Here is a 14593-nt window from a genome sequence, read left to right as displayed (position 1 = left end):
GGTGCACTCAGTGCGTCGTTGCACTAAGTGCACGCACTTGCCTAGGCTGAATCCATGGCAGAACAGCGGCGCACGCCCGCGACCGACCGGCGCGAAGCGCTCAAGGCCCGGCACCGGCGTGCCATCGTCGACGCCGCGGCGGAACTCATGACCGAGATCGGCGGCACCGACTTCACCGTCGACCAGCTCGCCGCCCGGGCAGACGTCTCCCGGCGCACCGTCTTCAACCACTTCAAGACGCTGGACGACATCACCCTCGAGGTGTTCCGGGAGATGCTCGGGGCCGTCCTCGACAACGTCGACGCCAACCTCGCCTCGGCGGGCGAGGGGGCCCTGATGTTCGACCGGCTCGCCGCCGCCCTGCGCGCCACCGACCTGGTCACCCCGATCGCCGAGTTCACCCGGATCTTCGAGAGCGAGGGCTGCGGCCCCGCCCAGATCTTCGACCTCGGCGATCACCGGCCGAACCCGCGTCAGGCCGTGCTCTTCGAGCGGGCCATCTCCGACCTGGGCGGCCGGATCGCCGCCACCACCCTGCACCACCACCCCTCGGCCGACCCCTTCGAGGTCGACCTGATGTGCGGTGCGCTCGTGGGCGGGTCACTGGCCGTGGTCCGCCGCTGGGCCCTGGCCACCGGTGGGACCGACACCGCCGAGTCGCGCCGGGTCTGGGCCGAGCTGCTCGACCGCATGATCGGCACCTACCGCACCGGCTTCGGCGCCCTCGGCTCCGACACCGGCACCTCCTGAGCTAACACCTCCCGGGCGCGCGCCCCCGAAGGGGCGCCGACCCAGCCGGTCCGCTCACCACACCCATCTCTCCTGCGGAAGAACCATGGCTGAACTTCTCTACAGACTCGGGCGTGCCTGCGCACGGCGCGCCCGCACCGTCATCGCGATCTGGCTGGCCCTGCTTGTGGCGTCAGCCGGAGCCTTCTTCCTCTTCTCCGGAGAGCTGGAGGACGGCTTCTCCATCCCCGGCACCGCCACCGACGAGGTGAACCAGCGCCTCAAGGCCGAGTTCGACGGCATGGGCGGCGGCGCGGGCACCATCGTCCTGCGGACCGAGGACGGCTCCGCCTTCACCGACGAGCAGCGCGCGGACATCGCCGAGCTCGTCGAGGAGGCCGCCGGGGTCAACGGGGTCGAGGAGGCCGTCGACCCGTTCGCCACCGAGGCGGAGCGCGCCGAACAGGCCGAGCTCCTCGAGGACGGCCGCGAACAGATCGACAGCGCCCGCGCCGAGATCGAGGACGGCCAGGAACAGCTGGACGAGGGCCGCGCCCAGGCCGAGGCCGCAGGGATGCTCGACCAGCTCGAGGAGGGCTTCGACGGCCAGCAGGCCGAGATCGACGCGGGGCTGGAGGCCCTGGAGCCCGAGGAGGAGCAGCTCGCACAGGGCGAGGCCATGCTGGAGATGGCCGCCGGGATCGGCACGGTCTCCGAGGACGAGACCACCGCCCTGGTGATGATCGCCTTCACCGAGGCCCAGGAGGAGGTCTCCCAGGAGACCAAGGACTCCGTCATCTCCGTCTTCGCGGACAACCCGGTGCCCGGCACCACCGTCGACTTCGCCGACGACATCGCCATGGAGCTGCCCAGCCTGGTCAGCAAGGCCGAGGTGATCGGTGTGATCGTCGCGGGCATCGTCCTGCTGGTCATGCTCGGCACCCTCGTCGGCGCCGGACTACCGATCCTCACCGCCCTCGTCGGCGTGGGTATCGCGACCCTGATCACCATGTCCCTGTCCGGGGTCCTCGCGATCGCCGACATCACCCCGATCCTGGGCCTCATGCTCGGCCTGGCCGTGGGCATCGACTACGCCCTGTTCATCGTCAACCGGCACCGCCGCCAGCTCAAGGAGGGCGTCGGCCTCGACGAGTCCGTGGGCCTGGCCAACGGAACGGCCGGAAACGCCGTGGTGTTCGCGGGCGCCACCGTGCTCATCGCACTGCTGGGCCTGAACCTGACCGGCATCGGCTTCCTCGGCCTCATGGGCACCGTAGGAGCGTTGGCCATCGCCGTGGCCGTGCTCATCGCGGTCACCCTCATCCCGGCGCTGCTGGCCCTGGTGGGGCCGCGCATCCTGTCCAAGCGCGAACGCGCCCGAATCGACGCCGACCCGACCGACCTCCCGGACAAGACCGCCAAGGCCAAGGCCAAGGCCGCCGCCAGCGGTCGCATGCCCCGGAAGCGGGCGCCCGCGAAGTCGCAGAAGCAGGACGAGCCCCAGCCGATGGGCAACGGCCGGGCGCTCCTGCGGGCCGCCGTCGCCGTCATCGTCCTCGGCGTCATCGCCCTGCCCGCCCTCGACCTGCGCCAGGGCCTGCCGGACGGTTCCTCGCAGCCGGTGGACTCCACCCAGTACGCCGCCTACACCGCCATCACCGACCACTTCGGTGAAGGCCAGAACGGCCCCCTGCTGGTCACCGCCGACATCCCCGGCGGCCCCGACGACGAGTCGGCCCAGGACAACGCCGAGCAGTACCAGTACGAGGTCGCCGACGCCGTCCACGCCCTCGATGACGTCGACGCTATCGCGCCCATCGGTGTCTCCGACGACGGAACCCTGGCCATCTTCCAGGTCAAGCCGGTCGAAGGGCCCTCCAGCGAGTCCACCGAGGAACTCGTGCACACCCTGCGCGCCATGGAGCCGGTCCAGGGCGAGCCCCCGCTCGGCGTCGCCGGTATGGCCAGCGGCAACATCGACATCTCCGAACAGATCGCCAGCGCCCTGCCGGTCTACCTGACGGTGGTCGTGGGTCTGGCCCTGGTCATCCTGCTGCTGGTGTTCCGGTCGATCTTCGTCCCGGTCGTGGCCACGCTCGGGTTCATCCTGTCCTACTTCGCCGCCCTCGGCGGTGTGGTCGCCGTCTACCAGTGGGGCTGGTTCGGCGGTCTCCTCGGACTGGGCGACCCGGGCCCGGTACTGAGCTTCCTGCCCACGATCGTGGTCGGCATCCTGTTCGGCCTGGCCATGGACTACATGCTCTTCATCGGCACCGGCATGCGCGAGGCCTACGTGCACGGCGCCCCCGCCCGGCTCGCCGTGGCGCAGGGCTTCCGGGCCGGGCGTTCGGTGGTCACCGCCGCCGCGATCATCATGATCTCGGTGTTCGGCGGGTTCATCTTCTCCGAGATGACGATGATCAGCTCGATCGGTTTCGCGCTCGCCTTCGGTGTCCTGCTCGACGCGTTCGTGGTGCGCATGCTGCTCGTGCCCGCCGTGATGCACCTGGCAGGGGACGCCGCCTGGTGGCTGCCCGCGTGGCTGGACCGGATCCTGCCCGACATCGACGTCGAGGGAGCGAAGCTGGAACGCGCCCACACCGGAGCCGCTGACTCCGGCCGGAGCGCCGGGGCCGAAGGCTCCGCTGGCACGGTGCCCGGTTCCGTGCCGGAGCCCGACGTCACCAGCGGTCAGCGCTGACCCGCTCACTCGGTGAACCGCTGACTCACTGACTCACTGATCAGGTACTGAGCAGTACCAAGGGCCCGGTGGGGCCGTTTGCCGGAGCATCTCCGGGAGCGCCCCGCCGGGCTCAGTCGTGTCCGGACGGCGGTCGGTCGTTCGCGTACTTGACCGACTGGTAGTAGCGGGCCGCGCCCGGATGGAGGGGGACCGGCAGCGTGGCGATCGCGGAACGAGGATGCAGGTGCAGCGCCACCGGGTGGATCTCGACCAGCTCGGCCTGTGACTCGAAGAGCAGCCGGGTGAACGCCTCGACGCGTTCCTCGGGCATCCGGCTGTTGACCACCAGCAGACTCGGCACCCCGATCGTGCGCACCGCCGGGACTTCCTCGTAGGTCCCGGCCGGGACCGGGAGCTCGGAGAAGTACTCCCCGTATTCCTCGACCAACCCCGGGACGTGGTCGGACAGGTCCAGCAACCGGATCGGCAACCGTTCGGCCAGGTCACCGACCGCGTGGGTCGGCAGGCCGCCGGACCAGAAGAACGCGTCGATCCGCCCGTTCTCCAGAGCCAGGGCCGAGCTGCCGATGGACAGCTGGAGTCGGGTCACCCCCGCGGGGTGCGACGCGGGGCCCTGGCCCTCGGCGACCGGTTCGAGACCGGCCTGGTCCAGGAGGCGGTCGGCCATCATCTCGGTGCCCGACCCCATCGCGCCCACCGAGACCGTGCCACCGGCCAGGTCGGAGACGCTCTGGTAGGGCGAGTCCGCCCGCACCACCACGTGGGTGTGGTTGTCGTAGAGGCGGGCCACGGCCGAGATCGGCAGCGGGCTGTCGAAGGGTTCCTCACCACTCACCGCCAGGGCGGCCACATCGGCGAGGGTGAAGGCGACGTCCATCGACCCGTCGGCCACCAACAGGTTGTTCTCCACGCTGGCGGCGGTGGTCAGCGCGGTGATCTCGGTGTCCGGCCGGGCCCCGGTCACCTCCGCCAGCCCGGTTCCGTAGACGTGGTAGACCCCGCCCGCGCCACCGGTACCGATGGACAGCCGCAGAGGCTCCGAGGGCGGGGGGTAGGCCCACGTGAGCGCCGCGACGGCGAGGGAGCCGGCGGTCAGGGATCGGGCCAGGGACCAGAGACGTTGAGGGACGGTCCACGTCATGGTCGAACAATAGCAACGAGGTGGAAACCTCAGGTGAACCTCAGGAGAGCCTCAAATACCTCCCCGGGGGCTACGGGTTTCCGGTGGATGACAGTTACGTTGCTCACATCCGTAGGTGTCGGAACGCTGTCGGAACCCCGAATCCAGGGATCTGACCAGCGGATACCGCTGACCCCTGCGTCCCTGACTCTGAGGCACCCGAGAGGACCCCCACGACCATGCGCCGCACACTGTTGCCCCTGGCCGCCGTCTCCGCCAGCGTCCTGCTGCTGGCCGCCTGCGGGGAACAGCCCGCCGAACAGGCGGCTGAGGAGATCGGCCTCGGCGAGGGCCCGGTCCAGAACAACCTCAGCATCGTCACCGGTGGCACCACCGGTGTCTACTACCCGATCGGCGGTGCCCTGCGCGGCATCATCGGCGACAACCTCGAGGGCCAGACCGCCTCGGTCGAGGCCACCGGCGCCTCCGTGGAGAACATCCGCCTGCTCGGTGCGGGCGACGGCCACCTGGGGATCGTCCAGGGCGACGCCGCCGACCAGGGCTTCACCGGAACCGCCGACTTCGAGGGCTCCCCGGTCGAGACCTACTCGCTCGCGGTGCTGTACCCGAACGTCTTCCACGCCGTGACCCTGGCCGGCATCGCCGAGTCCAACGGCTTCGAGTGCTTCTCGGACGTGGTGGGCCACCGCTACTCCGTCGGTGACATCGGCAGCGGCAACGAGGCCACCACCAACCAGGTCTTCGAGTCGCTGGAGATCGCCTCCAGCGACCTGGAGATCCAGCAGCTGGGCTACGCCGAGACCGCCAACGCCCTGACCAACAACCAGCTCGACGCCGGTTCGTGGGTCGTCGGCGAGGGCCACTCGGGCATCACCGAGCTCGGTACCACCGAGGACATCGCGCTCGTCGAGATGTGCGACGACGAGCGCGACGCGGTCGTCAGCGGCTACGGCGGCTACACCGAGCACGTCATCCCGGGCGGCACCTACCCGGGTGTCGACGACGACGTGGCCACCATCGCCGTGTGGAACGCCCTGGTCGTGCCGGGCAGCTTCAACGAGGAGCAGGCCTACGAGATCACCAAGGCCATGTTCGAGCACATCGACGAGGTCGTCGGCGTGTACGCCCCGGGTGAGGAGTACCTGGTCCCGGAGACCATCGAGAACAGCCCGGTCCCGGTCCACCCGGGCGCCGTCCGCTTCTACGAGGAGCAGGGCGTGGACATCCCGGCTGACCGGCTCCCCGAGAGCGCCGACGAGTAGGGCGCGTACCCCGATGGATCCGTCCACCGCGGTCAGGAGACGGGCGGGTATGGCCCTGGTCGCCGTCCTCGCCGCTGTCCTCGTCGCCGGAGCGCTGCTGCCCCTGTGGCCGGCGCTCCGGCTGAGCGTGGACGACGAGCGCCTGGGCCACCTGTCCCTGGCCGAGGGCGAACAGTTCACCCTCTCCTACGTCCACTCCATCGACCACCTGCCGATCGAGGAGAACCTCGAGGTCCGCGACGGTGAGCTGGTCGTCGACTCCACCCGGCTGCGCCAGTTCGGCGCGGGCATGGGCCACATCCCCGGTGAGGGGACCGGCCGTGCCGACGGCGAGTGGTGGGTCATCGAGGACATGAACCGCCCGATCGGTCCGGAGGTCGCGATCCGGGTGGGCACGGCCGCGGTCGACCACCGCCTGCGTACCCCCGACACCGAGGTCCGGCTCTCACCGTGCCTGACCTCCCGCCGAGTGGTCGTCGAACCCGTCCGGATCTCCACGCTCCGCCTGCTGCTGGCCGGTGACCCGCAGCCGCACTGCGACGAACCCTCCCCGGGCTGACCCGTGTCAGACCGACGGTCCGCCCCATCCGAACCCGAGGAAGAACCATGACCGCTGAGAAGACCTCAGACGAGAGGCCCGCGGAGAACCCCGAGGTCGGGTTCGGCAAGGGCGGCCGCAAGACCGGCACCTCCGCTGATGCTCTGCCCGACATCGACGGGCTCGGCCGGGACGCCCCGCCGCTGTGGCGCAGGATCGCCGCCGAACGCTGGGGCGAGGGCCGCACCGGGCTCGTCATGGGCGGGCTCATCCTCTTCCTGGGCGTGGCCCTGACCCTCTTCCAGCTCTACATCGCCCTGCGCTCCGGACTGGACGCCCGCCAACAGCGCATCATCCACCTCATGCTGGTGCTGCTGCTGGTCTTCATCGTGATGCGGCCCTTCACACCGGGCGGGCTCCTCACCCGGCTGATCGCCTCCGTCCTCGGGCTGTTCGTCCGCTCCGACACCCGGGAACAGAGGCTGGAGTCCGCGGGCCGGGCCGTCCGGGGCATCGGGCACGCGCTCGACCTGACCGCCTTCTCCGCCGCCCTGCTGACCAGCCTCTACGTGCTCGTCTTCCAGGCGGACCTGGCCCGCCGGGTGGGGGCCTACACCGAGACCGACTACATCATCAGCCTGGTCGCCATCCTGGTCCTGCTGGAAGCCACCCGCCGCGCGGTCGGGATGGTCATGGCCGTCCTGGTGAGCTCCTTCCTGCTCTACGCCTACTACGGGCCCTACATCTCCGGCCAGTTCGGCCACTCCGGGTACACCCGCGAGCGCATCGCCACCTACACCTTCCTGAACAACGACGGCATCTTCGGGCTCACCCTCGGCGTGGTCGTGACGTTCGTGTTCGTGTTCATCCTGTTCGGCTCACTGCTGTCCAAGACCGGCGGCGGCAACTTCTTCGTGGGACTGGCCTACGTCTTCACTGGCAGGATGGTCGGCGGCCCCGCCAAGGGCGCGGTACTGGGCAGCGCCCTGATGGGTTCGATCTCCGGCAGCGCCATCGCCAACGTGGTCACCAGCGGGCCCTTCACCATCCCGCTGATGAAGAAGGTCGGCTACAAGAAGCACGACGCCGCCGGGGTGGAGGCGGCCGCCTCCACCGGTGGTCAGGTGCTGCCGCCCATCATGGGCGCGGGCGCGTTCCTGATGGCCGAGCGCCTGAACATCCCCTACGCGGACATCGTCAAGGTCGCGATCATCCCCGCACTGATGTACTTCGCGCTGATGTTCCTGTTCGTGGACATCCTGGCCCGCAAACACAACATCGGCGGCATGGGCCGGGACGAGGTGCCCGCCCTCGCCGTCGTGATGCGGGCGGGCTGGCACTTCCTGGCCCCGCTGGTCCTGCTGATCGTGCTGCTGCTGAACTACGTGTCGCCCAGCCAGGCCGGCCTGGCCGCCTGCGGCGCCCTGCTGGTCGTGGCCATGCTGAGGGCCGGCAGCCGCCTGAGCTTCCAGGACTTCCTGGAGGTGTTCGTGATGGCCGCCCGCAGCACGCTGCCGGTGTCCGTGGCGTGCGCCGCCGCGGGCATCATCGTCGGCATGGTCGGCCTCACCGGCCTGGGCCTGGTCTTCTCCGACGTGCTGGTCAACGCCTTCGCCGGGAACCTCCTCATGACCCTGGTGATGGTCGCGCTGGCCTCCCTCATCCTGGGTGTCGGCCTGCCGGTGACCGCGTCCTACGTCGTGCTGGTCATCCTGGCAGGTCCGGCGCTGGAGCAGCTCGGGCTGGCGCTGATCGTGGCGCACATGATCGTGTACTGGCTCAGCCAGGACTCCAACGTCACCCCGCCGGTGGCCCTGGCCGCCTTCGCCGCGGCCGGTATCGCCAACTCCAGTCCGATGCGCTCGGGCGTGTCCGCGTGGAAGTTCGCCAAGGGCCTCTACCTGATCCCGCTCCTGATGGCCTACTCGGCGCTGATGGAGCTGGACGGGCCGGTCCTGAACCTGGTGACAGCCATCGTCACGGGCTCGCTGGCCCTGGCAGCGGGGGCGATGGCGATCGAGGGCTTCTTCCTGCGCCGCACCCTGCTGGGCGAGCGCATCGCCCTGGGCGTGTCCGCGGCCCTGATCCTGATCGCCCCCGAGTGGACCGGCTGGACCCAGGCGCTGCTGTCCGTGCACGTCCCCTCGGACTGGTTCGTCATCGCCGGAACGGTGGCGTGCACGGTGCTCATCACCCTCCAGGTGGTCAACCACCGCCGTGACCGGGCCAGGGGCCTGGTCGCCCCGGTCGGCCAGCCGCAGCCGCAGGTCGCCCACGAGTAGGCTCCTGAGCTCCTGCGCTCAGGCGTGAGGGGTGCGGTGGCCGAGTGCCGCCGCACCCCGCCTTCATTGTTGAGTGCCCTAGCCTGACTGACATGTGGCGATTCGGATGGAACCCCGGGCGGACCCTGCGCGGTGCCGACCTGGAGGCGGTGCTGGTGTCGGCGGCCTATGGCACGGACCCCCTGCTGCGCGCAGGATGCGAGGCGGTACGCGAGGGCGACGTCGAGGCGGGTGCGACCCTGCTCGTCGAGACCAGGGAGGACCCGGAGGCCCGCGCCTACCGGGCCGAGGCGCTGGGGCGGGCCGCCGTGGACCGCCCCGACGAGGTCGCCGCTCTTGTCGAGGAGGGTGTGGACCCCGTTGACACGATGCTGTGGCTGGGCCACACTCTGCTGGCCCGGGCGATGGCCCTGCCCTCCGGCGGTACCGGTACCGGCCAGGCCGACCGCAAGGCCTTCGAGGCCGCCCTGCACGAGGCGCGGGTCCCGCTGGAGGAGGCGGCCCGGGCCAACCCCGAGGACGCCGCGCCCTGGTCCGCCCTCCAGACGGTGGCGATGGGGCTCGGCGACCGAGAGGAGCGCGAACGCGCCTGGACCGAGGCGAGCGCGCGGGCGCCGCACCTCTTCCCGGCGCACATGACCCGGGTGCGCGCGCTGGCCCCCAGCCGCGGCGGTTCGGCGGAGGAGATGTTCGCCGCCGCCGGGGCCGCGGCCGACACCGCACCCGAGGGCAGCCCGCTACCGGCCGTGCTCGCCCTGGCGCACGCCGAGTACCTGCGCGGAGAGCAGCGCCGACTGGTCAGCGAGGGCAACAGCGCCTACATCACCTCGATGGCCCTGGGCCGCCTGCACGGTGAGGCCGTACGCGAGCTGTTCGAGCTCGCCCAGGGGTGGGCGTCGGCGGCCGCCCCGCACGTGCGCGCGGTGCAGGCCCACCACCTGTTCGGCTGGGCCTTCCACCGGGCGGGGGAGCAGGACCTGGCCCGCTGGCACCTGGGGATGGTCGGCCGCTACGTCTGCGACGTCCCGTGGTCGTTCTTCGGGTCGGCGCGGACCGAGGCCGCCCTGGCCATGGCCGAACTGGGCGTGGACCCGCGCGACGCCGAACAGGGCGGCTGAGTAGGCCTACTCATGTGCGGCGGGCGGCGTTGGCCGAGACTGGGGAACATGAGCTACTCCTCCCGCTTCGAAGACGAACCCCGTACCCTCACCCGCGTCCAGCGACTGCCCCGCGTGTTGGGGGCCGTCGCAGTGGCCGCCACGATCACGGGCCTTGTCCAGTGGTTCGCCCTGAGCAACGCCTCGTTGACGGTCCAGGGGCCGGGGGAGGAGATCGGCAACACCATCCTCATGCTGGTGGGATTCGTCGGGCACGTCCTGCTGGTCCCGCTCCTGTTCGGCGTGTTCGCCCGGTGGCTCGGGGTGGGGCCGGTACTGAGCTCCACCCTGCTCGGCTTCCCCGTCTTCCTACTGATGCTGTGGCTGATCTCGGGTCTGGCCTTCACGGCCCGAAACAGTTGGGGGATGGACCTGCTCCTGCTTGAGGTCGTCGGATTTTCCGGGATCCACCTGGTCGCCGCGCTCCTCTCCTTCGGAGTTCTCGCGCTCGTGCTCCGTGAAGAGCGCAAAAACACTGGTCCCCGCTGATCGGTGTCCGACACAATGCACGGGTGCTACTGACGATCACCACCACGGCCAAGCCGGCGACGGACCTCGGACACCTGCTGCACAAGCACCCCGACAAGGCGCAGAGCTTCGAGCAGTCCTTCGGGACGGCGCATGTCTTCTACCCCGAGGCCACCGAGGAACGCTGCACGGCGGCGCTCCTGCTCGACGTGGACCCGCAGGCGCTGCTGCGGTCGCGGACGTCGGTCAGCACCCCCGACTTCGCCCTCGCGCAGTACGTGAACGACCGCCCCTACGCCTCCTCCTCGCTTTTCACGGTGGCGCTGGGCAGGGTGCTGCGGACCGCGATCCGGGGTGCGAGCGAGCTCCGCCCCGAACTGGCCCGCACCCCCATCCCGCTGGTCCTGCACCTGCCCGCGGTGCCCTGCCGCCCCGGTCCCGAGAAGGCCCGGGAACTCTTCGAACCGCTGGGCTGGGCCGTCGAGGCCGAGCCGGTCCCGCTCGACCCCGGGCTGCCCGGATGGGGCGACTCGCACTACCTTTCGCTCACCCTGACCGGCACCCTGCGGTTGTCCGAGGCGCTCAGCCACCTGTACGTGCTGTTGCCCGCGATGGAGGGCGGCCACAAGCACTACTGGGTGGACTCCACCGAGATCGACAAGCTGCTCCGCGCGGGCGGCGCACCGGTCGACGGGATCGAGAACCAGGAGGGGGAGGGCGCGGGCTGGCTGGCCGGGCACCCCGAGCGTGGGTGGATCACCCGGCGCTACCTCGCCCGCCGGGAGCGGTACGCGCGCACCGCGCTGGCCCGCCTGGCCGAGTCCGAGGACCGCGTCGAAACCGGGGACGGAGACTCCGCCGGGGCCGGGGGCACGAACGGAACCGCCGCGGTCCCCAGCGACCCTGCCGTGGAGGAGCGCGAACCCTCGCTGGCCGAGCAGCGCGCGGGCGCGATCATGGCGGTTCTGGCGGCCGAGCGGGCCACCAGCGTCATCGACCTGGGCTGCGACGGCGGGAAACTGCTGGAGCGGCTGGTCCGCGACCGCACCCTGGAGCGGATCACCGGGGTGGACGTCCACCTGGCCAGCCTGGAGGTCGCCCACCGCAAGCTCTGTAAGGGCTGCCACCCGGACGGCGGCAGGCGCCACCGGCCGCTGTTCGCCGACCACACCACAGGCCGTGGTGGCCAGGCTGCCCACAGGCCCCGGCCCGAGCTGTTGCTCGGCTCCGTGGTCTACCGGGACCGGCGCTTCCACGGCCACGACGCGGCGGTGCTCATGGAGGTCGTCGAGCACCTGGACCCCTCCCGGCTGTCCGCCATGGAGAACGTGGTCTTCGGCGACGCCGCGCCCCGGGTCGTCGTGGTCACCACACCCAACATCGAGTACAACCGCCACTACGAAGGGCTGGCCGAGGGTGCGTTCCGGCACGCCGACCACCGCTTCGAGTGGACCCGCGCCGAGTTCGCCGCCTGGGCCGACCGGGTCGCCGCCGAACACGGCTACACCGTCCGCTACCTGCCGGTCGGGCCGGAGCACCCCGAGACCGGGGCCCCGACCCAGATGGGAGTCTTCACCACATGACCGAGCCGAACGACGAGGCGACCCGCGAGCCCCGCGTGCTCGGCGTGCCCCGGATGGGGCTCGTCCTGCTGGTCGGGGTCTCCGGTTCCGGCAAGTCCACCTTCGCCGCCAAGCACTTCAAGCCCACCCAGGTGATCGGCTCCGATTTCTGCCGGGGCGTGGTCAGCGACGACGAGAACGACCAGAGCGCCACCTCCGACGCCTTCGCGCTGCTGAACACCATCCTGGACATCCGGCTGCGGCGCGGACTGCTCACCGTCGTGGACGCCACCAACGTCCAGCGCAAGGCCCGCGAGCAGCTGATCCGCATCGCCAAGGACAACAACGTCCTGACCACCGCGATCGTGCTGGACGTGCCCGAGTCGGTGGCCCGCGAGCGCAACCGCGACCGCACCGACCGCGACTTCGGCGACCACGTCATCCGCCGCCAGCGCCGCGACCTCAAGGACGGCATCAAGCGGATGACCCGCGAGGGCATCCGCAAGATGTTCGTCCTCAAGGGGCAGGAGGAGATCGACGACGTCCGCATCGAGCTGGAGCGCCCCTGGCCGGACCGTACCGAGCTCACCGGCCCCTTCGACATCGTCGGCGACATCCACGGCTGCCGCTCCGAGCTGGAGTCCCTGCTGGGGGAGCTCGGCTACGAACTGCGCCGCGACGACCAGGGCCGCCCGACCGGCGCCCGGCACCCCGAGGGCCGCACGGCGGTGTTCGTCGGCGACCTCGTGGACCGGGGCCCCGACAGCCCTGGCGTGCTGCGCCTGGTCATGGGCATGGTCGCCGACGGCGACGCCCTCTGCGTGCCCGGAAACCACGAGAACAAGCTGGTCCGCTACCTCAAGAGCGGCAAGGCCACGCTCACCCACGGCCTCGCCGAGACCGTGGAGCAGCTGGGCCGTGAGACCGAGGAGTTCCGCAAGGAGGTCCTGGAGTTCTGTGACGGCCTGGTCAGCCACCTGATGCTGGACGGCGGCAACCTGGTCGTGGCGCACGCCGGGCTCAAGGAGGAGTACCACGGGCGCGCCTCCGGGCGGGTCCGCTCCTTCGCCCTGTACGGCGAGACCACCGGAGAGACCGACGAGTTCGGCCTGCCCGTCCGGCTGCCCTGGGCCCGCGACTACCGGGGCAGGGCCATGGTGGTCTACGGGCACGTGCCCACCAACAAGGCCGAGTGGCTCAACCGCACCATCTGCCTGGACACCGGCTGCGTGTTCGGCGGCAAGCTCACCGCACTGCGCTACCCCGAGCGGGAGATCGTGGACGTGGACGCCGAGCGCACCTGGTACGAGCCCGCGCGGCCCCTGGTGGAGAACCCGCCGGAGGCCGACGACCGGGGTACCGGCCAGGCCATCGACATCAACGACGTCGGCATGGGCGACCACATTGCCGGGATGTTCGTCGAGACCCGGTACGGCACCGTGCGCGCCAACACCGAGAGCACCATGGCCGCCCTGGAGGTGATGAGCCGCTTCTCGGTGGACCCCCGGTGGCTGGTCTACCTGCCGCCGACCATGGCCCCCGCGCCGACCGCCGCCGACCCGGAACTGCTGGAACACCCCGACGAGGCCTTCGCCTCCTACCGGGCCTCCGGCATCGGGCAGGTGATCTGCGAGGAGAAGCACATGGGCTCGCGGGCGGTCGCCGTGCTCTGCCGCGACGAGGCCGCCGCCGAACGCCGCTTCGTCCCGGGCGAACTCGGCACCGCCTACACCCGCACCGGGCGGGCCTTCTTCAAGGACCCGCAGGTCCAGGCCGAGGTGGTCAGCAGGCTGCGCCAGGCCGTCACCGACGCCGGACTGTGGGACAAGCTCGGCACGGACTGGGTGGCCCTGGACGGCGAGCTGCTGCCCTGGTCGGCCAAGGCGGGATCGCTGATCCGGGAGCAGTACGCGTCCGTGGGCGCCGCCGCCCGCGCCTCGCTGCCCGCCGCCTCGGCCGCCCTGGCCGCGGCGGCCGAACGGGGGATCGACGTCGGCGCACTGGCCGGCACCATCGCCCGGCGCACCGAGCAGACGGAGGCGTTCAGCCGGGTCTACCGCCGCTACACCTGGGATACCGAGGGCGCCGACGGGCTGCGCTACGCCCCGTTCGCGCTGTTGGCCTCCGAAGGCCGCGAGTACGGCGAGGCCGACCACCTCTGGCACATGGGCGTGGCCGAACAGCTCGCCCAGACCGGCGGGATCGTCCAGGCCACCCGATACCGGGTCGTGGACACCACCGACCCCGGCGCCTGCGCGGCCGCGTCCGCCTGGTGGCGGGAGATGGTCGACCAGGGCGGTGAGGGCATGGTGGTCAAGCCGCTGCTCGGGATGCGCGCCAAGGCCCGCAAGGGCCTGGCCCAGCCGGGGCTGAAGGTCCGCGGCCCGGAGTACCTGCGGATCATCTACGGGGCGGACTACACCGACCCGGAGCGGATCGCGGTGCTCAAGGACCGCAAGCTCGGCCGCAAGAACGGACTGGCCATGCGCGAGCACAAGCTCGGGTTGGAGGCCCTGACCCGGCAGGCGGCGGGCGAGCCGCTGTGGCGTGTGCACGAGCCGGTCTTCGCGGTCCTGGCCCTGGAGACCGAACCGGTCGACCCCAGGCTGTAGCCGCTGGCCTGAGCGTGACACGGGGGCGGGCCGCGCGGGAAAAATCCCTTGCTCGGCCCGCCCCCGGTCTGCATCATCATCCTGACCACTACCGACGTCAGAGAGGTCAACGGCATGCGGCGTTCTCACGGAAGTTCT

Annotated in this window: 10 protein-coding genes; 9 read left to right on the top strand and 1 reads right to left on the bottom strand. The window is 70.9% G+C overall.

Annotation, left to right across the window (positions count from 1 at the left end; all coding sequences use genetic code 11):
• Positions 1-54 precede the first annotated feature (54 nt).
• Together NE857_RS29585 and NE857_RS29580 are read left to right on the top strand one after the other, a co-directional pair.
• Positions 55-750 carry a TetR/AcrR family transcriptional regulator gene (locus NE857_RS29585; protein WP_184366300.1) on the top strand — a complete coding sequence of 232 codons (696 nt, stop codon included), beginning with the start codon at positions 55-57 and terminating at the stop codon, positions 748-750.
• 85 nt (positions 751-835) lie between these two features.
• The gene (locus NE857_RS29580) at positions 836-3430 is read left to right on the top strand and encodes an MMPL family transporter (protein ID WP_254418589.1); all 2595 of its coding nucleotides are present in this window, start codon (positions 836-838) and stop codon (positions 3428-3430) included.
• A 112-nt stretch (positions 3431-3542) separates the two neighbouring features.
• On the opposite strand, the gene NE857_RS29575 is transcribed toward NE857_RS29580, so the two are convergent.
• Positions 3543-4574: a TAXI family TRAP transporter solute-binding subunit gene (locus tag NE857_RS29575; protein WP_254418588.1), complete on the bottom strand. Its 1032-nt coding sequence runs from the start codon at positions 4572-4574 to the stop codon at positions 3543-3545.
• A gap of 218 nt (positions 4575-4792) precedes the next feature.
• Here NE857_RS29575 and NE857_RS29570 point away from each other — a divergent pair, with 218 nt between their 5' ends.
• From NE857_RS29570 to NE857_RS29540, 7 genes are all read left to right on the top strand, one after another.
• Positions 4793-5836 (top strand): TAXI family TRAP transporter solute-binding subunit, encoded by a 1044-nt coding sequence (locus NE857_RS29570; RefSeq protein WP_254418587.1) that lies wholly within the window; start codon positions 4793-4795, stop codon positions 5834-5836.
• A gap of 49 nt (positions 5837-5885) precedes the next feature.
• On the top strand, positions 5886-6395 hold the full coding sequence (locus tag NE857_RS29565) for a DUF1850 domain-containing protein (RefSeq protein ID WP_344011268.1): 510 nt from the start codon (positions 5886-5888) through the stop codon (positions 6393-6395).
• A gap of 47 nt (positions 6396-6442) precedes the next feature.
• The gene (locus NE857_RS29560) at positions 6443-8656 is read left to right on the top strand and encodes a TRAP transporter permease (RefSeq protein WP_254418585.1); all 2214 of its coding nucleotides are present in this window, start codon (positions 6443-6445) and stop codon (positions 8654-8656) included.
• Between the two features lie 92 nt (positions 8657-8748).
• Positions 8749-9774 carry a hypothetical protein gene (locus tag NE857_RS29555; RefSeq protein ID WP_254418584.1) on the top strand — a complete coding sequence of 342 codons (1026 nt, stop codon included), beginning with the start codon at positions 8749-8751 and terminating at the stop codon, positions 9772-9774.
• Positions 9775-9822: 48 nt separating this feature from the next.
• Entirely contained in the window at positions 9823-10302 is a 480-nt protein-coding gene (locus NE857_RS29550; protein ID WP_254418583.1) for a potassium channel family protein, read from the top strand.
• A gap of 23 nt (positions 10303-10325) precedes the next feature.
• Positions 10326-11864: a 3' terminal RNA ribose 2'-O-methyltransferase Hen1 gene (locus NE857_RS29545; RefSeq protein WP_254418582.1), complete on the top strand. Its 1539-nt coding sequence runs from the start codon at positions 10326-10328 to the stop codon at positions 11862-11864.
• Complete coding sequence (locus NE857_RS29540; protein ID WP_254418581.1) at positions 11861-14455, top strand: polynucleotide kinase-phosphatase; 2595 nt, start codon at positions 11861-11863, stop codon at positions 14453-14455. The genes NE857_RS29545 and NE857_RS29540 overlap by 4 nt, the downstream gene beginning before the upstream one ends.
• Positions 14456-14593 lie beyond the last annotated feature (138 nt).

It is taken from the genome of Nocardiopsis exhalans, from assembly GCF_024134545.1.
Classification (GTDB): domain Bacteria; phylum Actinomycetota; class Actinomycetes; order Streptosporangiales; family Streptosporangiaceae; genus Nocardiopsis; species Nocardiopsis exhalans.
This window is presented reverse-complemented; position numbering and strand designations above follow the sequence as displayed.